The organism is Nocardioides sp. NPDC058538 (assembly GCF_042719275.1).
Taxonomy (GTDB): Bacteria; Actinomycetota; Actinomycetes; order Propionibacteriales; family Nocardioidaceae; genus Nocardioides.
In genome coordinates this window covers 95,713-120,328 of record NZ_JBHXNY010000012.1, presented here as the reverse complement: position 1 = coordinate 120,328, position 24,616 = coordinate 95,713, and the positions used below count along the sequence as shown (strand labels likewise).

Annotated in this window: 20 protein-coding genes; 11 read left to right on the top strand and 9 right to left on the bottom strand. The window is 64.8% G+C overall.

Annotated elements, in window-relative coordinates; translation table 11 throughout:
• Positions 1-48 precede the first annotated feature (48 nt).
• Positions 49-894, bottom strand: a complete 846-nt coding sequence (locus tag ACFWQC_RS13635) for a TIR domain-containing protein (protein ID WP_378678434.1) — start codon at positions 892-894, stop codon at positions 49-51.
• Between the two features lie 556 nt (positions 895-1,450).
• Here ACFWQC_RS13635 and ACFWQC_RS13630 point away from each other — a divergent pair.
• Complete coding sequence (locus ACFWQC_RS13630) at positions 1,451-2,434, top strand: nucleotide kinase domain-containing protein (RefSeq protein ID WP_378678431.1); 984 nt, start codon at positions 1,451-1,453, stop codon at positions 2,432-2,434.
• A 69-nt stretch (positions 2,435-2,503) separates the two neighbouring features.
• Positions 2,504-3,424, top strand: a complete 921-nt coding sequence (locus tag ACFWQC_RS13625; RefSeq protein WP_378678428.1) for a DUF4231 domain-containing protein — start codon at positions 2,504-2,506, stop codon at positions 3,422-3,424.
• Here the strand turns inward: ACFWQC_RS13625 and ACFWQC_RS13620 are convergent.
• From ACFWQC_RS13620 to ACFWQC_RS13600, 5 genes are all read right to left on the bottom strand, one after another.
• Complete coding sequence (locus tag ACFWQC_RS13620) at positions 3,405-3,863, bottom strand: TIR domain-containing protein (protein ID WP_378678425.1); 459 nt, start codon at positions 3,861-3,863, stop codon at positions 3,405-3,407. The two genes, ACFWQC_RS13625 and ACFWQC_RS13620, sit on opposite strands and share 20 nt — an antisense overlap.
• Positions 3,863-4,648 (bottom strand): hypothetical protein, encoded by a 786-nt coding sequence (locus ACFWQC_RS13615; protein ID WP_378678422.1) that lies wholly within the window; start codon positions 4,646-4,648, stop codon positions 3,863-3,865. The genes ACFWQC_RS13620 and ACFWQC_RS13615 overlap by 1 nt, the downstream gene beginning before the upstream one ends.
• Entirely contained in the window at positions 4,645-5,745 is a 1,101-nt protein-coding gene (locus tag ACFWQC_RS13610; RefSeq protein ID WP_378678419.1) for a hypothetical protein, read from the bottom strand. Before ACFWQC_RS13610 ends, ACFWQC_RS13615 begins: the two co-directional genes overlap by 4 nt.
• Positions 5,746-6,234: 489 nt before the next feature.
• Positions 6,235-6,906, bottom strand: coding sequence for a hypothetical protein (locus ACFWQC_RS13605; protein WP_378678416.1), 672 nt, complete (start codon positions 6,904-6,906; stop codon positions 6,235-6,237).
• Positions 6,907-7,639: 733 nt separating this feature from the next.
• On the bottom strand, positions 7,640-10,306 hold the full coding sequence (locus tag ACFWQC_RS13600) for a TIR domain-containing protein (protein ID WP_378678413.1): 2,667 nt from the start codon (positions 10,304-10,306) through the stop codon (positions 7,640-7,642).
• A 377-nt stretch (positions 10,307-10,683) separates the two neighbouring features.
• Here ACFWQC_RS13600 and hrpB point away from each other — a divergent pair, with 377 nt between their 5' ends.
• The 3 genes from hrpB to ACFWQC_RS13585 all read left to right on the top strand — a co-directional run bounded on the left by hrpB (position 10,684) and on the right by ACFWQC_RS13585 (position 15,747).
• Entirely contained in the window at positions 10,684-13,233 is a 2,550-nt protein-coding gene (hrpB, locus tag ACFWQC_RS13595) for an ATP-dependent helicase HrpB (RefSeq protein WP_378678410.1), read from the top strand.
• Between the two features lie 151 nt (positions 13,234-13,384).
• Positions 13,385-15,004, top strand: a complete 1,620-nt coding sequence (locus ACFWQC_RS13590) for a helicase (RefSeq protein WP_378678407.1) — start codon at positions 13,385-13,387, stop codon at positions 15,002-15,004.
• 263 nt (positions 15,005-15,267) lie between these two features.
• Positions 15,268-15,747, top strand: coding sequence for a GNAT family N-acetyltransferase (locus ACFWQC_RS13585; RefSeq protein WP_378678404.1), 480 nt, complete (start codon positions 15,268-15,270; stop codon positions 15,745-15,747).
• A gap of 135 nt (positions 15,748-15,882) precedes the next feature.
• Here ACFWQC_RS13585 and ACFWQC_RS13580 read toward each other — a convergent pair whose 3' ends face one another.
• Entirely contained in the window at positions 15,883-16,155 is a 273-nt protein-coding gene (locus tag ACFWQC_RS13580) for a MafI family immunity protein (RefSeq protein WP_378678401.1), read from the bottom strand.
• Positions 16,156-16,297: 142 nt separating this feature from the next.
• On the opposite strand from ACFWQC_RS13580, the gene ACFWQC_RS13575 reads away from it, so the two are divergent.
• The 6 genes from ACFWQC_RS13575 to ACFWQC_RS13550 all read left to right on the top strand — a co-directional run bounded on the left by ACFWQC_RS13575 (position 16,298) and on the right by ACFWQC_RS13550 (position 22,781).
• On the top strand, positions 16,298-17,125 hold the full coding sequence (locus ACFWQC_RS13575; protein WP_378678398.1) for a GIY-YIG nuclease family protein: 828 nt from the start codon (positions 16,298-16,300) through the stop codon (positions 17,123-17,125).
• A 1,052-nt stretch (positions 17,126-18,177) separates the two neighbouring features.
• Positions 18,178-19,191 (top strand): NAD(P)-dependent alcohol dehydrogenase, encoded by a 1,014-nt coding sequence (locus tag ACFWQC_RS13570; RefSeq protein ID WP_378678395.1) that lies wholly within the window; start codon positions 18,178-18,180, stop codon positions 19,189-19,191.
• 123 nt (positions 19,192-19,314) lie between these two features.
• Positions 19,315-19,917, top strand: coding sequence for an antibiotic biosynthesis monooxygenase family protein (locus ACFWQC_RS13565; protein ID WP_378678393.1), 603 nt, complete (start codon positions 19,315-19,317; stop codon positions 19,915-19,917).
• Between the two features lie 128 nt (positions 19,918-20,045).
• The gene (locus tag ACFWQC_RS13560) at positions 20,046-20,453 is read left to right on the top strand and encodes a hypothetical protein (protein WP_378678390.1); all 408 of its coding nucleotides are present in this window, start codon (positions 20,046-20,048) and stop codon (positions 20,451-20,453) included.
• Positions 20,450-22,372 carry a caspase domain-containing protein gene (locus tag ACFWQC_RS13555; protein ID WP_378678388.1) on the top strand — a complete coding sequence of 641 codons (1,923 nt, stop codon included), beginning with the start codon at positions 20,450-20,452 and terminating at the stop codon, positions 22,370-22,372. Before ACFWQC_RS13560 ends, ACFWQC_RS13555 begins: the two co-directional genes overlap by 4 nt.
• Positions 22,373-22,400: 28 nt before the next feature.
• Complete coding sequence (locus ACFWQC_RS13550; RefSeq protein ID WP_378678386.1) at positions 22,401-22,781, top strand: RidA family protein; 381 nt, start codon at positions 22,401-22,403, stop codon at positions 22,779-22,781.
• A 101-nt stretch (positions 22,782-22,882) separates the two neighbouring features.
• On the opposite strand, the gene ACFWQC_RS13545 is transcribed toward ACFWQC_RS13550, so the two are convergent.
• Positions 22,883-23,362, bottom strand: a complete 480-nt coding sequence (locus ACFWQC_RS13545; RefSeq protein ID WP_378678383.1) for a hypothetical protein — start codon at positions 23,360-23,362, stop codon at positions 22,883-22,885.
• A gap of 226 nt (positions 23,363-23,588) precedes the next feature.
• Positions 23,589-24,599 (bottom strand): S8 family serine peptidase, encoded by a 1,011-nt coding sequence (locus ACFWQC_RS13540; RefSeq protein ID WP_378678380.1) that lies wholly within the window; start codon positions 24,597-24,599, stop codon positions 23,589-23,591.
• Between the last annotated feature and the right edge of the window lie 17 nt (positions 24,600-24,616).

Below are 24,616 nucleotides of genomic sequence, written 5' to 3'. Positions count from 1 at the left end.
AAGTTGTTAGACGCAGCGGCGCCATCGGTGCGTCATCCCGCGCGCTGTTCAACTAAGAAGGGCATCCGCATCGACCGCGATGCCGGCTGCCTTGAGTTCACCCAAAATGCGCGTTCGCCACGCGCCAGCGTCGTCGAGCGGGTAGTAGGCGACTCCGGCAATGTCTGATGGCAATTCGAGGCCACCTTCGTGCAGGATTGCGACACGCCGCCGACCGAGAGTTCCCATCGCATAACCGAGTTCGAGGACTACATTCTGCCTCGCGCGTGGTTGGTCGATCTCGCCATCCTCCGCAAGCCGCCCAAGATCGTCTCCGGTCATAATGATGACTGCGAAGGCCGCCGAGGAGTCGGCGCCAAGATGCTCCTCTAGCTTCTCGATGATCGTCACCGCACCCCCGCCGATCTGATCCGCGAGAACGACCGGCTCAATCTGGGTGGCGCGCCGAATCAGGTTCTCGACCTGCAAGCGCGGTTGGTCAGCTCGGCCATGCACTACAAAGACCGTCGCCGGTCCGTCGGTACTTGAGCCTGGCGCATCGTTGGCCGGACCGTCATATGCATCGAGTGTCGCGAGCAGAAGCTGCAATCGCTCAATCTTGACGTCAACATCGGCGAGCAACCCGTCAACCGTCACAACGTCTGCCACCTCGGGGCCAAGGGGATACTCAAGTCCAAGTGCGCTCACGTACTCGTCCTTCGGGGTGGAATCGAGCCAACCGCTCTTCTCAAAGGCCCGCTCGAGAACAAGTTCGTTCCGCTTGTCCCATGTCCCAAAGGCCGTCCGCAATACGGCTAAGTCCTGAGCTTCCGACTTGAGCGTCTCACCTGCCGCAACCGCCTCTTCGACCTGGATGCGGATCTGCGGCTCAGGGAGCCTACGAACAACCGTCACTTGAGAACCCTCTCATCCACATCATCAGACCACGCAGCCGCTGCCGTGCGGCTACCGGATCTCTCAGTCGTCAGAGCGACCCGTACCGCGCCATCCTGCACTTGCCCGGTCCGCCACGCCAACCACCCTCCGGCGTAACCCACGGTTGCCAACTGGGCGCCAAAACCGGCGGTCCAACGTCGACCAAGAGTCGAGACTCCTGGCGCATCTTAGCCAGACTTCACAGCGCCCTCCGCACCTGCCTGTTGTTTAGGTCACCAGCAGGTGTAGATGTTCGCCGGGTAGACCACATCGTCGTGGACTGCAAGTCGGACGAGAGGACCTCGCCCCAGTTGCTCCACCACTGAGACGGCGAGCGCACCATGCGACATACGACTGGAACGAGCTCACGCAACTCGCGGGCGATCGTCTCCGCGAGGTCGCAAGATCAACTGGTGAAGACAGTCGTACGGCACACGGCTGTCACACGGGCGCCGCGTGCTGACCACCGAACGTCGTCCTCGTAGGGGTGTCGGATACCTCGCGACCGGTTCGCGTGCGTGCGCCTCCTCCGTCGATGAGGGAGGATGGCCCTGTGTGGACAGGTCGGGTCAATGGGCGGCAGATCGTTGGCAGTGAGGTTCTACAGAGTTACTGGACACTCGCAGCGGAACGGCAGCGGGTGTACCACGCCCGACTTGCAGGTCAACAGGCCCCGTGGACGGTGGACCCAGTCATCTCACGGTACCGCTTCACCAATGCCTACCGCGCAGCTGACCGGGTCTCACAGGACCTGATCCGGATCATCTACGAGGGACCGCAGCAGCCGCGTGACCTGCTACTCCGAGTCCTTCTGTTCCGGTTCTTCAACAAGCCCCAAACTTGGTCAGCGCTGGAATCGTCCCGCAAGACCATCACAGCCGACGACTTCAACGTCGACGAGTACTCAAGGGTCCTCGATGAACGCCTTGCAAACGGCGAGCGCGTGTACTCGGCGGCTTACATCGTCCCTCCGCCCCCGTTCGGCGAACTTCGGAAGCATCGGAACCATCTGCGATTGATCGAGCACATGATGGGCAGCACGTTGGAGCGCGATCTCGCGGCAGCCCACTCCCTGAAGGACGTGTTCTTACGATTGATATCATTCCCGTCTCTTGGACCATTTCTGGCATTTCAGCTGACCATCGATCTGAATTACTCCACGCTAATCGACTTCGACGAAGATGACTTTGTCGTGGCCGGACCCGGGGCACTCAGCGGCCTGGCCAAGTGCTTCCCCGGCGCCACCGTCGATCCGGCATCGTTGATTCGCGCCATGGCCGATACGCAAGAGGAGCAGTTGGAATTCTTCGGCATCGACTTTCAGGACCTCTTCGGACGAAGGCTCAAGCTCATCGACTGTCAGAACCTGTTCTGCGAGACCGACAAGTACGCGCGAGTCGTGCATCCCAACCGTCCCGGCATCGGTAACCGAACCCGAATCAAGCAGCAGTTCGCGCCCAAAGGACGCCTGATCGCGCCGTTCTTTCCACCGAAGTGGAACCTGGTTCACACGCTCTAGCGGATTCTTGGCCCGCGTCAGGGCCGAACGCGACGTCCGTGGGTCGTTGGGCCTCGCTACCATCGCCTCATGTCGCTGACGACCGATCTGCCGCCTGAGGGCGGGCCCCCGACCCTTGCTGAGGGTGACTTCCCGAACCTCTACCGCTTGGCCGACGCCACATCCATGACAGGCCGCGACAAGACCTTCTGGCGAAATCGCTGGTACCTCATTGCACTGGCAGTGGGAGCGTTCGCAGGAGCCGTCACTTGGACGATCAGGTCGCAGGACGTGATGGGATGGATCGCTGTCGTCGCCTTTATGGCTGCGACCGGGCTGACAGTCTGGCTCGCATTCGGCAAGCCGGACGTAGCTTGGTACCAAGGTCGCGCTGCGGCGGAGTCCGTCAAGTCACTGACCTGGTGTTACGTCACTGGCGCCGATCCGTTCCCCTTGAACGCCGTCGATGTCGACCAGGCATTCATCGACCGTCTGCGTCAGATCGTTGGCGAACTGAACCACGTCGACGCTCCAGTCCCTCCAGGCGATCAGATAACGGCGCGGATGCGCGCCCTACGCGCCATGTCATTCACGGCCCGCCGCGACGCCTACGTCGTCGGCAGGATCGAAGACCAACAGCACTGGTACGCCACGAAAGCCGACTTCCACCGGAAACGAGGGCGTCAACTTATGTCCGGCGCTGTGGTCAGCTCTGTCATCGGACTAGCGCTCGGTCTACTCCGCGCGGAGGGAGTCATCGATGTCGACTTCTTGGGACTTTTCGCAACCATCGGCGCTGCTCTAATAGCAGAATCTCAGTTGCGTCAACACAGCTTTAACGCCACCGCATACGCCCTTGCGGCTCAAGAACTGGGTATGGCGGCCAGCTTGGCGAAGAATGCCCGAGAATCCGCTTGGCCCCGTTTGGTCGGTGAAGCAGAGGAGGCGATCTCACGGGAGCACACCATGTGGTGCGCACGAAACGGGATTGTCACCGCGAGCAATGGCTGATCGAATTTCGCGGCATGTCGATACCTCGCGCGGTACCGCGGACAGCACGCTCAACCGCAGGTCCGAACTCACCAGTGTCGGACGGCTTGTTCCAGTCAAGAATCTCTGCTCCCGCCTCAGTCAAACCGGCGGGGATCTCGGCACCATTGTCGATCAAGATTCCGACTAGCGCGTTCCCCTTTTCGCGACTCCACTCGATCTCGCGTGCCACCCACTCGCTATTGGCAGTGTCTGTTCCGATCAACACGACCGTCGCACTCGTGCCTTTGATTTGCTCCTTAATCTTGCTAGTGATGTAGTTGCGATTTTCGCTGTTGACTGGATCAAGGAGGTGACGTACGGAAAGGTTCAACTTGAGGTTCTTGTTGTACGACATCAGATTGAAGCCCTTAGCCCGCATCTGATCACGATGTTGATAGGACAAGAAAACCCTGCGCATCAGTCACCATCCATATCTGGCGCAAGTGTCCCCAGTTCACCGCACGCGGGGCATCGCTTGAGCAAAGCTTTGTTCTCCACTACACGGTGGCAATCCCCGCATCGCCACCGTCCGGACGGGCTGCTATTCGGAGCGTCGACTGTGCTCGACGTGTCATCGCTGGGCAGGTACGTAGGTGCGTCGGCCCAACTGAATCCGGTGTCCCGCCCCCACGAGGGGTAAGCAAAACCGGAGTGCTCCAGCGAGAACTGTTCCAAGCGCTTGACCTCGGCGAGATAGTCATCGGTCCGCGAGTCTCGACTGTCGATCTCTGCGCGCAACTGGCTCACGACCTCTGCTGAGATCGGCTTCTGGGTCCGGAAGCGCACAACGAGGTCTGAGCGAGCCGGCTTCGCCAGGCTCTTGGGATCGATCGGGTCCACGAACCTAACCACATCCGCGGCTAGTGCGTAGTCGCCACGGCTCGCGCCCCGCACGCCGGGTGCCGACCAACCGATGTGGTAGTAGCCCGTCAACCAGCGGACCTTGTCGCGAGTGGTCATGAAGAAGACGGTGGCAGCGCCGTTGGCAACGACGGCCTTGCGCATCGAGGGTTCGCAAGTCGAGAAGAGACCGTAGGTCCCAGTCTCGATGTTCGGGTCGCTCTTGTTGTCAGCTGGCTTGGTGATCTCGCGCACTGGCCAGCGCGCAAGTGGGTCGTTGAGGTACACCGAAAGGTAACCCTTCCCGCTGTCGACGAGCGGCGTCCACGGGGGCTTCGGTGGACGAACATCGGGCGCAGTCATGAGGTCTTAGCTCCTAGCGAGAAGGGGGTCTTGGAGTACTTCAGCCGACCAGCATCAAGGTCGGCGAGGACAAAGCCTCCCCCGTTGCGGGCAAGCAGAACCATCACCTGGAATCCCTGATAGATGGCCTCAGCCCAGAGCCAGAGGGGCAAGACGGACACCTCCAAGTCGTCTGTCACGTCGGCGATCAGCTCGAGGAGCTCCTCAGGAACCTTGCGCACGTCAAGGTAGTCATCGTTTACAAATGCCTGCTTCGCGAGAATGGCCGCCAGGCCTTCTTCTGCGAAGATCGCTCGAGCGCCGTCCTCGATGTCGTCAATGTGCGGAACCGACTTCCTCTTGACCCGAAGAAGGCTGCGAAGGTTCGGTGACCACTGCAATACTGCAAGAAACCCCAGGTGAATGGCGTCATGGAACCGATAAGCGTCGTCAGAGTGCGAGTTGTTGTGGATCTGATCGCCAAGTTGCCCCCCGACCGAATAGCCCATCATCTTCGAGCTATCCCCCCCAGCAACTGGGACCGCGCCGCCAGGAAAAGCGTTCGGGACGGCGTCCAGAAGCGTCATTGTCACCGTCGGCTCGCTGGTGGTGCGGTCGTCCACGAAACGCAAGTGCAGTTGCCGCGGGAACCGTTCCTCAGAAGGGAACTCGGCATCGAACGGCTCGCGGCGCAGCGCTCCCTCGACCGGTTCGACTCCCTGCAAGCGATCGGCGTCAACTTTCATGACAGCATCAATGTCAGCGCCGAGGTGCCGGCATACGGCTGAGGCATACCACAGCAGATCGCCAATCTCTTCGGCGACAAAACTCCCCCAGTCCTCGACATCGGGATCCCCGCGGTAGCGCTTCTTCTGCTCTACGAAAAGACTGCCAACCTCACCTGCCAAACCGAGCAGTGGGACGCTTAGACCCAAGGGGTCTGAGCCAGCACCTATATCTTGGTCTGTCTCCGCCGCCAAGCGAGCGTAGGACGAAAAAGAAAGCGGCTCGCCTCCAGTCGGGGCGTCTGACCTGATGCCGACGTGCCCGAGGCTCCGGTGACGCTCATCTACTTTACGCAGATTATCGTAAGCGATCTGATCGAGATCGAGAGCCATCTGATTCGCCACCACAGCACACCAGCGTACAAGTCGGCCCACGGCCCTCTTGATGGCACGCGTACGACCTTCTGTCGAGATCCTGTCCCGCAGGAACCTCTGCTGGGCATCAAGGATCGCTCCGACGTGCGCACCCGCACCCAAGAGCGGCACAAGCTCATGTGCTGTGTCTTCTGTCGCCTGAGCGTTGGCGACAACCTGTTGATACGCGCCTATCTGCACGCAACCGAGAGTAGCGCTTAGTACCGACAGTTTCGTCCGGAATCAACGATGCCTCCGTCGTGCGCTGCATCCGGGCCGCCCGTGACCGATCGCGAGGTCGTTGTGTCCTGGCCGTGGCTGCGCGCGAGCTGGCTGCATCTAGATGCTTCTCCGCCAACGCAAGACCCGGTGGATTCCTCGAGGGCCATAGGAAGGGCGAGCGTGATGCGCCGCCCTCGTTCAAGCCTCGTCATCCACCGTCGGCATCGTCCGAGGGACCTGGCGTCTTCACTCGAGGCTGCCCCCGTCGAGGAGTGTCTCGAGGACGGTACGCGGACGCGCTGCAATCAGTTTGGCTGGCCGTCGCCACAGTGACCGCACGGCAACTCGAGTTGTCAAGCGGGCTGGATCAGTGGCTCTGAAAGCCACCACTCGCTTGGCTGGGTCGTCTCGGCGCTGAAACACCCCGACGCGTGTGGGAAGTGACCAACTCTGTTTCACGATCTCTGCGGCTTGGTCGGAAGGAACCCCGTGCCGTCGGCCGGTCCCATCGACGATCCCCAGGAAAGTGCAGGAATCCAAGAGATCGATCTGCTCCTTCTGGATAACTGTCTCAGCTTCTGTTCCCGGGTCCAGAACAATCGGTATGCCCATCGGAGTGATCCGGTGCGTGTGCAGAGTCATCTTGCTGGAATCGAGGCTTTCGATCAGCACTCCCGACACTTGGACTGGCTTTCCGCCGAGATTCCTGATCGTGAAACGCACGGCGACGCGCTCCATCCTCGTATCGTCGCCACGTTCGACCAGGACGGGCGTACCGCTAGTATTGTGCACCTCATACTCGAAGTGGGCGCGCACCTCGATCCGAGTCCTTTGGCGCCAGGCGGAAGCACCCTGGCTAACCGCGAGGACCGATGCCAAAGCGGCACCGTACAGGGCTATCGCGTCGGCTGCTTCCATCGGACCCCCTCGTGCGACGACCCCGCCTGCTAATCGACGAGGTCTTGCGCGATGAACTTCCTACACTCAAGGACCACTGTATCCGGTGGATTACCACGCTGCGGGGAAAGCGGCCTAGCAATGCGAAGCAGCAGTCAACCAGCGGCTCGCGAAACAATCCGACAGTAACCGGCGTGAATGGGTGGACTGAAATGGGCAACGAGATCATTCGAAACCAAGCGCGTAGACCCGCAGCAAACGCTTCGGCCGCACAGCACCGATCACGTTGGGGTCGCTTCTGCGCCCCGTACCGGCAGAACGGTTTCGCTAGCACGACCGGCGATGTTGCAGCGTGAACGGCAGGGATTCGGCCTCGCTCACTACAGTGTATGAGTGTCCTCTGGGTGGGAAACTGTCTATCGCCGCATTCGTCACCCGGTACAAGAGCGAGAATTCACGAACGATCCACACCGCGAACGGTAGGGCGAGTCGGCATGGGAGCGCGCGGCACTGCACGCCGTAGGCTCAGTCACTGTCGAGGCCTTCCGGTCCGGGTTGCTTGGTCGCTCCCGATCTTGGTCACCCTCCATCGGAACTCGGACGAGCCGGATTATGCTGGCGGATGTTGGTGCTCGCCGCGGTCTTCGAGCCAGTCGCTGTAGGCTTGTCCGCCGCCGATGAGCAGCATGCGTAGCCGCTAGTGCTCGAGATTGCGGAAGTCGGGAACACGACGCGATGCGCGCGCGAAGATGCCCTAGTCGGCTTCGATGTCTAACTCAATCCAGGTAGACGTGTCGAGCACCCGATTGAGCTCGTCGACCTCGGCCTGCAGCTTGGCCTTCTCGGCATGAGCCATCGAGGTGTGCGCGATAAGCCCTGCCAGAGCGTCGCGACGTATCGCCTTATGTGTCGCTGTTTCCCGGCGTTCAAACTGATCGGACAGAGCCAGGGCCTCTTCGAACTCGCTGCGGGCCAGAGCGATGCGCGCCCGCAAGCCGAGGATGACGTCGCGCTGCTGAACGGCGTAGTACTTGGCAAGCCGTGCGACCGTTGCGTCGGCTTCATCCACGTAGCCATTCTTCAATTCGCATAGCGCGAGGTTGGAGAGCATCTCTGCAGGTGGCCGAGCCAGATCAGCAACCGCCTGCCTGGCGAACTCGAGAGCTTGTCCGGCATCTCCAAAGGCTAGGTTGACCCGGGAATGTCGATGCGCGGCAAACCCTGGACGATCAACCTCGTCCAGGATTGGCAGCAACTCGCGGGCTGTTGCCTCGTCGCCCTGTTTGCAGGCGATCTTGATTCTCAGAGTGACCACGTATGGATTGTCCGATTGACGCGTCTGAGCCGCCTGCACATGCTTCAGCGCGGAATCAAGGTCGTTGGTTTGGTAATAGCACTCCGCCAAATCGCGTTCTAGTGCAAGACCGCCACGTCCAAGGGTCCTGGCCCGCTCGTAGTGCTTAATGGCTTCCCGGTGGTCACCGCGGGTCCGCTCCAAGAATCCCCGATAGAAGGCCGCATCCCTCGGCTCGCCCAGACTGCTTAGCTGTGCGATGTCATCAAGAGCTTCCGCGTACCGGCCAAGCTTCACCTTAGCTTTGATGCACCATTCGAGGGCCTTGCTACTGGGCGAAGTCTCGAGCAGCAGATGCGCGTATTCAAGACATCTGTCGTAATTCCGCTGGTGATAGAATTGTTCGGCCAGCCGAAGCCAATCGCTCGACAAGGCGTAAGCAAGAGGTCTGCGATCAAGCCCTGCATGAGACAAGACGCGGTAAAGCACTCGGGAAATGTCCAAGTATGGACCACCCTCGTCCTGATTCGAGAGAAACTCCTCAAGCTCACTCGCTAACATCTCATAGTCCGTGATCGTGCACGTCGGATACTCGCGGTCGACGATGTAAGCCACGGGCTCGCTGATTGCATACCACGAAGTTCCGCTGACCGGACTTACGAGCGATAGGTCGATGAGTTCACGCAAGGCGGCGGCGGCGTCCTCATCGGTCTTCGCAAGCGCGCCAATCACGTCGATTGGGAGAGGGCTGTTTCGCGCCAGGATTCCGAGGATTCGACGGGCGCTTGATCCAACGGTGAGATCTCGCAGATACTTGTTGAGCGGGCGGGGTGAGTAGCTTGCAGCGAACTGGGGTCCAGTAGCCAGTGGTGGCCCGTAGGTCTTGGCCACCTGGATGGCAGCGGCGGCCGCCGGCGGGTAGCCGCGCACTTGAGCGGCTAGCGCCCCAAGTTCGCCAGGAGTCAACTCGACTTCTTGGGATCTTGCGAAAAGGGCCAAGAGTTGGCGTACCTCGCTCCTAGCCAGAGGCTGCACATCGACCGTGGTGCTCAGATCCGCAAGGTCGCCGATTAGATTTGGACGACGATTACTTACTACGACAAGCAGAAGGTCACGATCGCGGCTCGCCCTGCGGACTAGCTCTTCGATCGGCGCCGTGAAGGCGCCTGTATCGGCGAGCAGTCCTCCATCGTCGTAGAAGACGACAAGCTCGTGCAGGTTGCTCGCTGCTCGCAGATCGTTTACTACGTGGTCAAGAGCCTCGTCGCTCGACAACCCCTCAATCTGACGTGCCACCTCTAGGGTGGCTTGAGGGGTCGCTACAGGGTTCACAAGGTCGTTGAGCTTGACAGCCAACGCCTGGCTTGTGTCGCCGGCCTCGACCCGAAGGGTTAGAGTCCGGTCGAAACCGAGGGTTTCTGTAGCCACCCGCCGCAGAAGCGTCCGGCGGCCAATCCCAGGCAGCCCCCTCGTCACCACAAGAGAAGGTTCCTCCTCTTGATTCGGTGGCACGAGGGCGGCTTGGAGGTCAGCTATCTCGCGCGCTCGACCTACGAAGAAGCGGTGCTGCCCCTCGCCCACGAGCTCGTCAATCGCCGATCGAATGGCGCGGGCAATTGGTCCGGGAGATCGTGAGTTCACTAATAGGCTCCGAGTCAACCAATTGGGCAGGTCGGCGGCGGATAACCGGTCGTCGAGGATCACCACCATCGTCTTCCTGATGCGCCCGGTCGCCTGATGGAAGCGAGCCTCGTTGACCTCGAAATCAACCCAGACCGAATCCAGGGCTGCCCTGCTGGCAAAGAGAACAAATAGTCCAGCGCCCTGAATCGCACTCTCCATGGCTGCAACCAGGTCATCGCCACCGCGGAAAGTTCTCGTGTCCACCACAACAAAAGGGCGGCCAACCCGGGATGCGATCGCATTTACGAGTTCGTTGTCTACATGCGAGTGGGAAAAGAACGCCTTCAACGCACCTCCAGCTCTGGCTTCGGGTTCACCACAGTACACCGTTCGATATCCAGATCGGGGGGTCCGGAACACACCGTCCTCAACGCGAACGGCGACCGGCAGGCGAGGCACGTTTGCGCCCATCGGCGCGTGTGCCGTCCCGATCGATGCGGCCACGCCACACCACATCAGTGGCAACCGTCCCGATGCGCCCATTCCGCCGGGAGTCCGCCTTGTCCCGACTAGCGTCATACCGCCGCCAGTGGGGCGCACCAACTGTGTCGAGGCTTGAGGCGGTGATGGACGGAAGTGCGAGTGGCCGACGCTGCACCGATCGGCTGGAGCGCTGCGGACACCGGTTAGCGACCGGCTGCGGACGCGACGAGCCTGAGGCACATGGCCCTTTCAGTACTGCTTCCCACATCCACCAGCCCCAGATCGTCACCCCCGATGCGATGCGTCGGACGATGGGCTCGTCTGCTCGGGCGTCGTCGTGGTGACAGCCCTCGGCGCCGACGCGACACCGGCCGAGGCACGTCAGGCACACTGCAGGAGTGTCCGACCCTCTGCGCAATCTGCTCGCCGCGCCGCCCGATCTCCCGGTCACCGCCGGCTTGGCCGCTCTCGACCAAGCGCTTCGTACCCGCGGAGTCGCGGTGGTCCACGCACCGCCGGGCACCGGCAAGACGACCTTGGTCCCGCCCGCGGTCGCCGAGGTTGTCGCCGGACGGGTCGTCGTCACGCAGCCCAGCCGCATCGCAGCCCGTGCTGCCGCCCGTCGGCTGGCGCACCTGCTGGGCGAACCGGTTGGCGAGACGGTCGGATACTCCGTGCGCGGAGACCGACGCACCAGTCGACGTACCCGTGTCGAGATCGTCACGACCGGCCTGCTGCTCCGGCGGATACAGCACGATCCCGAGCTGGTCGGCGTCGGGGCCGTCGTGCTCGATGAGGTGCACGAGCGCCACCTCGACGCCGACCTGACCTTGGCGCTGCTCATCGACGTCCGGGCCCACCTGCGTGAGGACCTGTCCCTGGTGGCGATGTCGGCCACCATCGAGGCCGAACGGACCGCCGCCCTGCTCGGTGGGGTCGACACCGCTCCGGTGATCCGCGTCCCGGGTGCTCTGCACCCGGTCCACGCGGTCTGGTGCCCGGCGCCTGCGGGGGTACGCCGCACCGACGACCGGGGCATCACCCCGGCCTTCCACGACCATGTCGCAGCGACCGTACGTCGTGCGCTCGTCGAGCACGAGGGTGACGTCCTGGTCTTCGTGCCGGGTGTCGCGGAGGTCGAGGCGACCGTACGCCGCCTTGCCGGCGTGGACGCGTCCGTCCACGCCCTGCACGGACGTCTGTCCGGCGCCGAGCAGGATCGTGCGCTCAGCGAAGGCCCGCGTCGACGTGTGATCGTCTCTACCGCGGTCGCCGAGTCCTCGCTGACGGTACCTGGGGTACGGGTCGTCGTAGACGCTGGATTCTCGCGCGAGCCACGCACTGACCACCGTCGCGGACTGGCTTCTCTGGTCACCGTCGCGGTGAGCCGGGCAGCGGCCGAGCAGCGGGCGGGTCGGGCCGGACGGCTGGGGCCGGGCGCCGTGCTGCGTTGTTGGTCCGAGGCGGAGCACGCGCATCTCGCCGCTCACCCGGAGCCCGAGATCGCGACCGCCGATCTGACGGCCTTCGCCCTGGAGGTGGCGTGCTGGGGCAGTGACGACGTGCGCGACCTGGCGCTGCTCGACCAGCCACCCGCGCATGCGATGTCGGCAGCCAAGGAGGTGCTGGTGGATCTGGGGGCGATGACCGAGGACGGGAGGGCCACCCCGCGGGGCCGGGTGATCGCTGGCGTACCGGCCGATCCCAGGCTGGCGCGTGCCCTCATCGACGGGGCTGGTCTCGTCGGGGCCAGGCGAGCCGCAGAGGTGGTCGCGATGTTGAGCGAGGACGTGCGCGCTCCCGGCGGGGACCTGGTTGCTGCGCTCCGGTCGCTCCGTGGCAACCAGCGTGCGGGCTCGTGGCGCAGCCAGGCCACCCGCCTGGAGAAGATCGTCGAGAAGCAGGGTCCCACAGGCGGCCGGAGCAGCGCGTCGGACCATTCCCAGGCGGCCCGAGGACTCACCGATGACGTGGCGGTGGGGCTGGTGGTGGCCCTGGCGCATCCGGACCGGATTGCGCGCAAGCGTTCGAGTGCCGCGAGCTACCTGATGGCGTCCGGGACGGGCGCGGCGCTCGATCCGCGTGCCCCTGGGCCCTTGGACGGGCTGGAGTGGCTCGCGGTCGGAGACGCGGAGCGGCGGCCCGGGCAACGTGAAGCCCGGATCCGAGCGGCGGCCCCGCTCACCGAGGACCTCGCGCTGGAGGCGGCCGGGTCCCTGTGGACCGAGGTGGACGAGGTCACCTGGACCGGGGGGCGGGTGCTGGCTCGCCGACGTACGCTGCTGGGCGCGATCGAGCTCCGCTCCGTCCCGCTCAGCGATCCACCGGCCCACGCCGTGACCGAAGCGATCCGAGAGGCGGTGGCGAGCGAGGGAATCGCTCTCTTCGCCTGGTCGGAGGCAGCCACGGCGCTGCGCGCCCGCCTCGACTTCCTGCACCGTGCGCTCGGTGACCCGTGGCCCGATGTGAGCGACGTGGCACTCACTCAGAACCTCCAGTCGTGGCTCGGGCCCCAGCTGGCACGGGTTCGCTCGGCCCAGGATCTTCGTCGCGTCGACGTGGCTGCCGCGCTGCGGGCGATGGTGCCGTGGCCGCAGGCAGGCAGGCTCGACGATCTGGCTCCCGAACGAGTGCAGGTCCCCAGTGGGTCGAGCGTGCGGATCGACTACTCCGCCGAACAACCGGTGCTCGCTGTGCGAATCCAAGAGGTCTTCGGCTGGACCGCAGCGCCGGTCCTCGCGGACGGCCACGTCCCGCTCCTGCTGCATCTGCTCTCCCCCGCGCGGCGCCCCGCAGCCGTCACGGCCGACCTGGAGTCCTTCTGGGACAACGGCTATCCCGGCGTTCGGGCTGATCTGCGCGGGCGCTATCCCAAGCACGCCTGGCCGGAGGATCCCCGCAGCGCACCAGCCACCGCGCGTACGAACAATCCCCGCCGCGGAAGATGAGCGGCGGGTCGACTCTCCTGGAGGATAGCGTCTGGGTGTGGCCAGTCCTCGCCGATCCAGTGCTCGTCGCCGCGGCGGGCGTTCGCGCCGGAGCGGGACGCGACAACCGAAACGGCCGTTGCCGGCCGTCGGCCCGGGCGAGCGGCTGTGGGTGCTCGACGTCCCTTACGGCACCCAGGTCGAGGGCGCCACGTGGCACCCGGGAGTCAAGACCCACCTGTACGTCGGGCACGCTGTGCCGGCGCACCTCGCGCCCTACGCTCCGGGTCCGTACACGCTCGGTCGGTTCATCGAGAGCACCCTCAATCCCGACCTTCCGACGCAGAGCCTCGAGCCGACCGACGCGCTCGAGCCGCGGCGGATCCAGTACGAGGCTGCTGACGCCATCGCGGCGCGCGCTGCGGCGGGCGGGCGGCAGTTCCTGCTGGCCGACGAGCCCGGCGTGGGCAAGACGATCTCCGCGGTCCTCGGGGCGACAGCGGTGGGCGACCTCCGCGGTGCGCGACGGGTGCTGGTCATCGCCGACCGTCCCGCCGCGATCACGATCGGCCACTGGTGCCGCACGATCGCGGCGCTGGGCGACGGCGGTCTCGAATGGGTCGTGATCACATGGGACCGCCTGGAGAAGGTCAAGGATCACGCGTGGGACGTGATCATCGCGGACGAGGCTCACGCGCTGCGACGTACGACGACGAAGCGGTGGAAGCTCTGGGCCCGGATCTCGGGCCACGGGCGGCCGCACGACAAGGCACCCTTCGTCATCGCGACGACCGCGACGCCCGGACACACGCCGCTCGACCTGCCATATCTCGCCCCGGCCTATGCGCAGGTCCTCGGCGAGCCGATGCAGGAGTGGACCTCGGCGACCCAGCCCGGCGCCACGTTCGCCACCGCGCTCGAGCGCAACGGCGTCGGGGTCGAGCGCGGACGCTACGGCGCAACCTGGACCGCCGACCCTGCGCGGCGCGCCGCGGACCTCAAGCTGGTACGCGGCTGGCTCGAGGACGAGCGGCCGCCCGCGATGCTGCACCGCGCGGCACCATGGGGGCCGGTGCCGATCTCCGGCATGCCGGTGGCACTCACCCCGTCGGAGCGGACGGCGTACGAGGCCGAATGGGGAGAGTTCTGCCGCGAGATGGACATCGCCCGGCGTGGCCGCAACGTCGCGAAAGGGCGGGCAGCGCTGCTGCGCTTCCGGCAGAAGGCCGGGCTGATACGCGTCGACTCCACGGTCGCCTGGATCGTCCAGCAGGTCGAGGCCGAGCGACAGGTGGCGTGCTCGGTCGAGTTCGTCGCGACCGCCGCCGACCCGATCGCCGACCGGCTGCGTGACTCCGGCCTCGAAGTCGCCACGATCTACGGCCGCGACCGGTTCGACGCAGAGGCCGAGCGGCTCCGGTTCCAGACCGGGCAGGCGAAGGTCTGCGTCTTCACCACGGTCGCCTCGATCAGCCTGCACGCCGGCGAAACCCTCGCCGACGGTCGCCGGGCTAGCAGCGAGCCGCGGGTCGGCGTCTTCCACCAGGCCCGCTTCTCGGGTATCGCGGGACGGCAGGTGACCGGCCGCACCCACCGCGACCACCAGCTCTCGCCGTGGCACATCGCGTACGCGGAAGGCACCGTCGAGGAGCAGGTCGGCAGGGTGATGGTCGAGCGGATCGCCGCGGCCTCTGCCACGGTGGGAAGCGACACCACCGGCCTCACCGCCCTCGCCCAGCTCCTCGGCGCCGACTGGCTTCCCTCCACCACCCTGACCGAGGACGGCGCCTGACCTCTCGGCTCATGCAAGGCACACCGGCACCGTGGAGAAACCCATGCAGATCGTGGTGGCGTCGTCGTTGATGCGGCCGGCCGCCAGCCGCATCAAAGCCTGCGCGCCTCTGTCGCTGAAATCGCTACTCAGGCCACTTCCACAGGCGCCTTGGCGGTGCTGGCATCTTCTCGCGGGCCTTCTGAGATGCCACGAGCTCACCGGCCAGGAGCCGAGTCGAAATCTGGTGGCAGTACCGACAAGGTTGCTGTCAACTCGATGTCATGAACGTCGAGGTACGCACCATCACCGCTGATGACTGGTCTCTCTTTCGCAACGTCAGCCTGCGGGCGCTGGCCGACTCACCCGACGCCTTCAGAACGACGCTCGCCGAGGTCCAGGTTCGCACGGAGGACTTCTGGCGGAAGCGGGCCGAGGGGTCAGCACCGATCCTGGTGGTGCTGGAAGACGGCCGAGGAGTGGCGATGGGTGGCGTCTTCACTCCCCCGGACAGCGCCGTCGCCTACATCTGGGGCATGTGGACGACGCCCGAGGCACGCGGCCGTGGCTACGCCGCCGGACTCCTCACCGATCTGGTGAGCTGGTGCCGCGACCGCGATCTCGGCGTACGTCTGCACGTGACCGAGGGCAACCAAGTCGCGCGCCGCCTCTATCTCCTCCACGGCTTCAAGTCGACCGGTGCGTGGGAGCCGCTGCGGGAAGGATCGGCACTGCGGGTCGAGGAGCTACAGCTAGGGACGTGACTTACGGTGACGCTCAGGACGAGGCGTCTCCGAGCAAGCACACACCCGGATCTGCCTCATCCCGCGCAGGCGGACCCTGCGTCACATCGCCGCGTTTGCGCGAGGACTACGAGTTCGGCAGATGCGCCGGCGAAGTCATCTCTCCGGACAGAACGCGAGGGCATGAGGAACCCGATCACCCATATACATGCGATCGGCAAGCGCAACCATGTCGGCGCGCTCGTCCTCCGTCAGTGGCCGTTCATCCTCCGAGAGCACATCGGCCAACTGTTCGAGGGCGAGACCGAGTTCGTTCGCGTCGACGAACTCTGCGATCAGCGTGATGTCCTCGCTAGAAAGCCGGTCAGCCAGCCGGATCAAGAGACCGCGCAGTCGCCCGGCGATCTCCTCGTAGTACGCGCGATCCACCAGCGCATCCTGTCAGATCCGCCGCCGCGAAGGAGTGAGCAGACCAACGTCACACCGCCGCCAAGGCCCGACGTACCGCACCGTTCACGTTTCCGAATCGATGAAGCCCGCACGTCGCGGTGCAACCATCTAGAGTCCCTTCATGGAAGCCATCCCGCTCACCGCCTTGCTCCCCGAGGGCCTCGATCCGACGGCGTACAAGGTCCACTTCGCTGTTTGGAATCAGATCAAGCACCCGATTGACGTCCTAGCGACCAACCAGGAGGAGTGGCAGGGATGGAACTCATGGCGAAGTGTGAACAACGACTTCAACCGCGAATTCATCTTCTCGCTCGCGCAGAACAAGCACGACGCGACGCTCTGGCTCTTCGGCGGGATCTGGGAGGTCTTGGAGCGAAGGCCCGAGCAACGGGCGCACTCGTACACGGTCACACTGCGTGAGGACCTGATGGGGCCGTTCATCCGGCGCCTCTACATCCGCCACGAGCGCTCCGGCAGGAACATTCGTCGCACGATGGAGTCGGTGCTGCCCACGATGACCGTCTCGTCGATCCTTGAAGAGCCGTTCGCTGGTGAGCCTTTCCCAGGGCACGATCGAATAAACCACAGCCTCGCCGACCTTCAGGCTGTCGTCAGCCAGGCCCGGGCCGATTGGCGCATCGCGTTGGAGAGCATGAAGGGCGTCTACGTCATCCACGACAAGGAGACTGGACAGCGCTACGTCGGCTCCGCGTATGGCGACACCGGGGTTTGGCAACGCTGGGCGACATACGCGCTCACGCTACACGGCGGCAACATCGGTCTGAGGGAACTCGTAGAGGAGAAGGGCGAAGAATACTACCGGACCAACATGCGTTTCGCGCTATTGGAGTACTGGTCGATGCGAACAGCCGACGACCATGTTCTCGAGCGCGAGTCGTACTGGAAGGACGTGCTCCATGCTCGATCGCTGGGTCACAACAAGAACTGAGTGAGTGCCGAGCACCAACGCCCACGAATTTGAGCCTGGTCATCTGCTTCACTGGGTGAGGCAGTGACCTTCCCCATGCCGCCGCTTGTCGTCTCGGCGCCGCGGACGGACACGCGGCCGGGAAGCCAATGCGCCGGTTCAATCTCCGATCCAGACGAGGGTAGATCCCGGTCGCCTCGAACACTCCTCAGCCAACACCCGAAGGCGGAGAAGGCCCCGCCTCTCGGGCCCGTCGTGCGCCACCGCCGTGGCACGAACGCAGTCGCCTATCAGTCCTGCCATGACCCCGAACGGCATAATCGTCTCGCCAAACGGGTCAACAGATTCCAGGATCGGGATGCCGCCGGCTACGTGACCATAGGGCGGTTGGTCGACGAAGCGGTCAAAGTCGCCTGCCGTGTCGAAGGTTCCGCCGGAAGGGTCGGGTAGTCCCAGGACGGCGCATCCGGCTTCATCGCGGAGTTCCACGTAGATGGCCACCCTCACATTGTTGCCCCTCCTGCGGCGAGGAGCAGGACCACCTGCGAAACGGGTAGTTGATACGAACCTTCGCCACGCGTCACACCACCGCTTGTCGGCGCGCTCGATGCGCCGGCTCCTACAAGCCGGCGGGCGCGTTGCCTGGACGGGGCAGGACGGCTGAGCGCTAGGAGTAGCGGTGGCTCTTCGCCGCGTGGCCTTGCTCGCGTGTGCAGGTGCGTCCATTCATCGAACGGTGGCCACACAGCGCCTCGGCGGGCGAAGGCGGAGCAGCCGCCCTGGCGGCCTGGGCCTTCGCAGGTCGAACCGCCGATCTGGTCGGCGTCGAGCCGGCGGTCGACGAATCTTGCCTTTCGCGATACCGGGCCTCGCGCATCGCCCGCATTGCGGCGTCCTTGCTCATCGTGTAATCACCTGACGAACTCTAGGTGTGCGCACCGACAGTTTCGTTCAGGCGCGGCGCCGACAGCCGCCGCCGCTTCCCATCCCGGCAGCCCGGGATCCACGAAGGCACACCTCCTGTCGGATTTCGTACTCATCCGTCGAGGACGCCGTCACAGTACGCTCCGAGCATGAGAGCGATCGTTCAGGGCCGCTACGGATCCGTCGACGACCTCAGCCTGAGCGACGTTCCTCGGCCGGACCCAGCCGAGGACGAGGTGTTGGTCCGGATCCGGGCAGCGTCCGTACATCCGGATGTGTGGCACGTCGTGGCGGGCCTGCCCGCGGTCCTCCGCCTCATGGGCTCCGGAGTCAGACGCCCCCGCGAGCGCGTACCCGGGACCGACGTCGCCGGGGTGGTGGAGTCCGTCGGTATCGGGGTAACCCGGTTCGAGCCGGGTGACGAAGTCTTCGGGGAGACCATTCGCGGAATCCAATGGCGCAACGGCGGTGCGTTCGCCGAGTACGCCACAGCCCCCGAGGAAGGAGTGGCGCTCAAGCCTTCCGGCGTCAGCTTCGAGGAGGCGGCCACGGTGCCGACCGCCGGGCTCATCGCCTTGAACAATCTGCCCCGACGGCGGGTGCCCTTCGGTTCGCGAGTCCTGGTCAACGGCGCTGCGGGCGGCGTCGGCGCGATCGCCGTACAGCTTGCCAAGGCCTACGGCGCGCAGGTCACCGGTGTCGACCACGCGAGCAAACTCGCACTCGTGCGCTCCCTTGGCGCGGACCGAGTCATCGACTACACCTCTGAGGACTTCACGCGCAGCGGTGAGCAGTGGGACCTCATCTTCGACGTGCCCGGCAACCACTCCTTCAAGGCGATCCGCCGTGCACTGGACCCGCGAGGGCGCTACGTCCTGATCGGGCATGACGCATTCGGGGCAACCGGCCACCGCTGGCTCGGCAGCATCCCGCGCGTCCTCGGACTCGTGGCACGCTCGGCGGTCTCTCCCCAACTGCGCGGAGGGTCCTTCGCGTCACCAGACAAGCGGCAGTTGATGGGCACCCTTGCGAGTCTCATGCAGACCGGCCAGCTGCGCGTGGTGATCGACCGGACCTTCCCCCTGAGCCAGACCCCACAGGCAATACGCCACCTCATGTCCGGCCAGTCTCTTGGACGAGTCGTCGTCCGCATCGACGACTGAGGCACCGCGGGGGGGCCGAGAACCGCAGAGCTGGGCTATGGCGTCTCCGCGCCCAGAGGAGTAGACAGGGAAGTACCGGCGGTGCCGGTCCGGGCACTGCCCCGTCCTAGAAAGGAGCGGGCCGTGTACGCACGTTCCACAACGTTCCACGGGAGTCCCGGCAACATCGACGCGGGCATCACCTTCGTCAAGGACGAGGTCGGGCCCATGCTCGACAGTATCGAGGGCTGTCGCGGCCTCTCGATGCTGGTCGACCGCGAGACCGGGCACTGCATCGCAACAAGCTCGTGGGAAGACGAGGCGGCCATGCGCGCCAGCGATGAGCAGCTTCGCCCGCTACGCGATCGAGGCAAGGACATCCTCGGCGGCTCCATGCAGATCGACGAGTGGGAGATCGTCGTCATGCACCGTAGCCACCACGGCGAGTGCGCCCGAGTCAGCTGGCTGCAGGGTGACCTCGACGCCATGGCCGAGACCTTCCGGGTAGGGATCCTTCCCGAGCTCGAGCAGACTGCTGGATTCTGCAGCGCCAGCCTGCTGATGAACCGTACGTCCGGCCTGGGTTGCGCCACCACGGCCTGGGAGTCCCGCGCCGCGATGGAAGCCAGCCGCTCGGCGGCCGACAACATGCGAAGCCGGGCCGCGAGCGACGCGGGCGGCGAGATCGTCGACGTGCACGAGTTCGACCTCGCGTACGCACACCTGCATGTCCCCGAGATGGCCTGACCGCTACATCTCTTCGCCGAGCCCGCCCTGGCCGGGCTCGGCCACCGTGTCGGTGAATCCGCTGACGAGCCCTCGGTCTGGGAGGACACTGACCGTAGGGGGAGTTTTAATGAAGCGAGGAGCCGCGGATGAGTCGCCAGATGACCATCACGATCCACGATCCTGATGTGGAGCGTCTCGATGAGCTCAGCTCGGTCCTGCGCCGGGAGCTGCTGGACCTCGGCGTCGATGATGTCGAGCGCGCGAGCGCGGGCGAGGCGCCTGCTGGCACCCGTGGCATCGACGTCGCGGCGATCGGGGTTCTGCTCGTCGCCTTCCAGGAGTCGCTGGTCGCCGTGACCGCCATTGTGGGGGCGATACGGGGGTGGATGTCCTCTACGCGCGGAGCCAACGCGGTCGAGCTCACCATCGGCGACCAGACACTCAAGATCGACTCGGCGTCGCGGGAGCAGCAGGACCGACTCATCGACGAGTTCGTCGCAGCCCTGCACGGGTCAGGGAAGCCGGACCCACCTACTTCCTCACCGGTGCCATGACCGCGGGTCGGCGCAGCGCGCTGGTGGTGGCGAACGACGCGTACGACGACCAGCGGTTGAGCAGGCTTCGCGCGCCCGCCACCGACGCCGAGCAACTGGCAAGCGTGCTCCGGAACGCCGAGATCGGGGGCTTTGAGGTCGAGGTGTCACTCAACGAGCCGGAGCATGTGGTCCGGCGCAAGGTCTCGAGCTTCTTCGATGACCGCGGGCCTGACGACCTCCTCCTGCTGCATCTTTCGTGCCACGGGGTGAAGGACGAGGACGGGAGGCTCTACTTCGCTACGCCGGACACCGAGATCGACCACCTGGACGCCACATCCCTGCCCGCCGACTACGTGAACAGGCAGATGACAAAGAGCCGGTCCCGGCGCATCGTGCTGTTCCTGGACTGCTGCTACAGCGGCGCATTCGCGCGCGGGATGATGAATCGCGGCGATGAGCGCATGGACATCATGGAGCGTTTCGATGGCCGCGGGCGGATCGTGCTGACTGCGTCGAGCGCGATGGAGTACTCATTCGAGGGCGACCAGCTTGCCGGCCAGGGCAAGCCGTCGGTGTTCACCTCGGCTCTGGTCGAGGGTCTGGCCACCGGCGAGGCGGACCGGGATCGTGACGGTTTCGTGTCAGTCGATGAGTTGTACGACTTCGCCTTCGACCGGGTGCGGACCGTCACGCCGTCGCAGACCCCGGGCAAATGGGTCTTCGACGTGCAGGGGGACTTCCACATCGCCCGCAGCAACCGCCCGCCTGAACCGGTGGACCTGTTGGCCGACTTGCGTGGTGCCATCTCGAGTCCGTTCACCAATGTGCGTCTCGGTGCAGTGGAGGAGCTGGCCGCGTTGCTGGACGACGCGGGCTCCGCTCGCGCCGCCGCGGCCCGCATGGCGCTGGACGACCTGGCTGAGCACGACACACAGCGTGTCGTGCGAGGGTCGGCCGACCGAGCTCGTACGCCCGCCGAGGCCTCGCCCCAACCGTCACCGGCCGTCCCGGAGCAGCCGACAGTCGTGCCTCCCCCACCAGAGACCCCCGCACCGGCGGCCGAAGCCGCTGTCGCGCGCGAGCCCGAGCACAGCCCGCAGCCGGTGGCAGCTGCCGAGCCCCAGCCACCCGCGTGGGTGCCGGCCGCTGCGTCAATATCTGCTGTGGGGCTCCTGGCTGCGATTCCGTTGCCGATGCTGGCCGAGGCCCCGGCGTCCTGGGACTCGTTCGCGGTCGTCACGCCGTTCGAGGCGGCGCTTGCCACCCTTGCACTCCTCCTCGCTGCGGCCCGGCTCCGCCGTCAGCAGTTGGCCACCGCCGACGCAGCAGGACTGTTCATCGTGGTCGGGGTTCTCATGGGCGCCGCCGGCATCGGACTGGTGAAGTTCTCCCTCGAGGACATCGGCGCCATCGGTGTCGTGCTGAGTCTTCTTGTCTTGTGCAGCGGAGTGGGGGCTGTCGTGGCAGGCCGGGCGTGCTCGAGCGTGTCGCCGAGGGATCACGACCTCGGTCCGGTCGAGCCCGTCTGGGTGGTATCGGCCATGGCGGGCGCTGGACTGGCCACCCTCGCGCTGTTCATCCCCTACGACGGCTTCAGCTCGTACTGGACCGAGGTCGAGGAAGGCGCGAGCGCCGAGTTCATCTTCGAGCCGGTGGCAGTGATCGGTTGCCTGGCCCTCGGCATGCTGTCTCTCTCCTCCCGGCGTCAGTTCGCCACCGCCGTCCTGATCTCTGCCGGTGCCCTCACCGCAGTCCACTACGTCGGGGTCGTCATAGCGGCCTGGGTGGCGATCGGCGAGGAAGGCGAGGTGCGTTCCGCCGGGTGGGTCGGCATTGCCGGGGGCCTGCTGGTCGCCTTCGCTGCATGGCAGATCCAGCAGTCGCTGACACGGGGCGGCCCGAGGTCAGGCACACCTGACCCCAACACGTCTACTTGATGGGACTATCAGAACAGGAGGTTCCGAGATGCCGCGTCAGATCATCACGACACCAAACGCACCAAGCTCGCCGCTTTTCAGCCAGGGAGTCAAAGCCGGTTCCCAGGTGTTCATCTCGGGAACCACCGGAATCGACCCGCGAACGGGTCGATTGGCCGGCGACAGCATCCAGGCTCAGACCCACCAGGCGCTGGCGAACTGCGAGGTCATCCTGCGGGAGGCCGGTGCAGCGCTCGACGACGTCGTTGAGGTGGGCGTGCTGCTGACCGACCCGGGGGACTTCGCAGGAATGAACGAGGAATACGCCCGTTGGTTCCTGTCTGATCCGCCAACCCGCTACGCGGCCAAGCTGGGAGCCGAGATACCAGGACTACTTGTCTCAATTCGCATGACGGCGTGCCTTGCCTGACCGTCAGGGTCCGCTTTTGATCCTCAGGCTCGGACTCGTTGAGCGAGCAGACGGGGTCGTGGTCCAACTCGGCCGCAAGTGGCGATTGGGCCCGTGAACGCTCATCCGGAGGAAGAGCCCGGAGCGTTCTCGAAGGAGGATTTGAGGGCGTCGACCGTGATGGTGCGCTCCTTGATCGCCAATCGCCGCCAGAGAGGTTTGCCCAGACGCCAGAGGCCATAGGACACCAACTTGCCGCGATGGCGGACCAGAGTCTTGCCTGGGCCAGAGGACTGTAGGTGGAAGCTCGGCCAACCTTCGAACTGGAGTTTTCCCGACTTCGACGTCTGCCACCAGTGGTAAACGACCGTCTGCGGTGCCTCCATCTCGGCGATCTCGCCGGGCTGCGAACCCTGGCTCGTCTCCTCGATGTATGTCGTACCGACCGTCGGCTCTCCGGGAGAGGTTTGCCGGACGTGCTCGAGCATGCTTCCCGTGTTGGCCATCCACTCGTTGTAGCCCTCGATGTCGACGATCCGCGCGAACACCTCGTCGATAGGTGCCCGGACCGTGCGCTGGATCTCAAACTCGATGGGCTTCACACGAGCAGCATCTGTGACCCAACGGGTGCACCGCAAGGCTGCCCGCGACATGAGATTGGCTCTCGGCTCGATGCCGACGCTCGTCCTTCAGCCACTTCTGGACCGGACCAACAGATCTTGTCCCTGCTCAAGAAGGCTGCACGTATGCAGGCAACCGGCGACCCTCGATCAAGAGCCGCCAATGCCCGATGTTGCCCCTCCGAACAATTGCCACGCTGACATTGCCTCAGGGCACAAGGAGCGCCGTGGCGACGGCGGCCGCGAAGGAAGTGCCATAGATGGGCTCGACGGCTCCTGCGCCGTCCGTGATCGTGCCAAAGGCATCCGTCGTGTCACCGCCAGTTGCGTGCACCGGCTGGTGTGACGAGGGAACCGGAACGTTGTAGCTCGTTGGAGACCGGGAGAAGTCCCAGGCCTGCACGACCGTGCTGCCAGGCAGGCTGGCCGGGTACCCGAACGCCTGACCTGTCGTGGTGTTACCTGCCGCCGCGACAATCCACGGTGGGGTTATTCCGTTGTTCTGGCAGATGTCCAAGACCATGTCGAGGGAACCCCCAAGCACTGTCATGCATGTGTTAGTTCCTTGGGCTGAGAGGCTGACGTTCACGAGGTCAAACATCCCTGACCAGAGCGCGTACGTCATGGCGCACAGCAACTCGTAGCTGCCGCCCTGCTGTGCGTTCACGGCGCGCAGCGCACTCACGTCCGAGCGGGGATTGACCTGCCGGATGACCTCGGCGACGGCTGTGCCGTGGCCCACGATGTCATCGGCGGGCATGGGGCCCGCAAGGCCGCCAGTGAAGTCCGACATCATGGACTTGCCGAGCAGATCGCCCGTGTCGATGACGGCGACCCGTGAACCCAGGGCCGAGCCCTTCACTGCATCCGTGTCGACCGCTGCGACGGCGGCAGGATCCAGGGTGACGGAGGGTGGCCCGCCCCCGCCGCCAGGGCCTCCGCCAGCCGAGAGTCCAACGCGGTGCTCTGATTCAACGAGGATCGGGAGTTGGAGGAGGGCCAACTCGCCTTGGATTCGCTCCGCCACCGGCACACCGGGTTCCCACTTATGGTGTAGGCGGGCTACCGCGGGGGCGCTGTCGTCGAAGCGACGCTCGGAGTCAAGGTCCCCGAAATATCCCATCTGGGGTGGTTCGAGGTACATCGCACGAGCGGTGCGGAGTAGGTTCCATCCGTCGTACAGCTCGTGAAAGGCACCGGACGGTCCGGTGAATGTCACCGAACCTTCTATCAGAT

Coding starts and splice junctions, on each gene's coding strand:
- ACFWQC_RS13630 (WP_378678431.1), top strand. CDS start 1,451: ATGAGGGAGGATGGCCCTGTGTGGACAGGTCGGGTCAATGGGCGGCAG.
- ACFWQC_RS13625 (WP_378678428.1), top strand. CDS start 2,504: ATGTCGCTGACGACCGATCTGCCGCCTGAGGGCGGGCCCCCGACCCTT.
- ACFWQC_RS13620 (WP_378678425.1), bottom strand. CDS start 3,863: ATGCGCAGGGTTTTCTTGTCCTATCAACATCGTGATCAGATGCGGGCT.
- ACFWQC_RS13615 (WP_378678422.1), bottom strand. CDS start 4,648: ATGACTGCGCCCGATGTTCGTCCACCGAAGCCCCCGTGGACGCCGCTC.
- ACFWQC_RS13610 (WP_378678419.1), bottom strand. CDS start 5,745: ATGGCTCTCGATCTCGATCAGATCGCTTACGATAATCTGCGTAAAGTA.
- ACFWQC_RS13605 (WP_378678416.1), bottom strand. CDS start 6,906: ATGGAAGCAGCCGACGCGATAGCCCTGTACGGTGCCGCTTTGGCATCG.
- ACFWQC_RS13585 (WP_378678404.1), top strand. CDS start 15,268: ATGAACGTCGAGGTACGCACCATCACCGCTGATGACTGGTCTCTCTTT.
- ACFWQC_RS13575 (WP_378678398.1), top strand. CDS start 16,298: ATGGAAGCCATCCCGCTCACCGCCTTGCTCCCCGAGGGCCTCGATCCG.
- ACFWQC_RS13570 (WP_378678395.1), top strand. CDS start 18,178: ATGAGAGCGATCGTTCAGGGCCGCTACGGATCCGTCGACGACCTCAGC.
- ACFWQC_RS13560 (WP_378678390.1), top strand. CDS start 20,046: ATGAGTCGCCAGATGACCATCACGATCCACGATCCTGATGTGGAGCGT.
- ACFWQC_RS13555 (WP_378678388.1), top strand. CDS start 20,450: ATGACCGCGGGTCGGCGCAGCGCGCTGGTGGTGGCGAACGACGCGTAC.
- ACFWQC_RS13550 (WP_378678386.1), top strand. CDS start 22,401: ATGCCGCGTCAGATCATCACGACACCAAACGCACCAAGCTCGCCGCTT.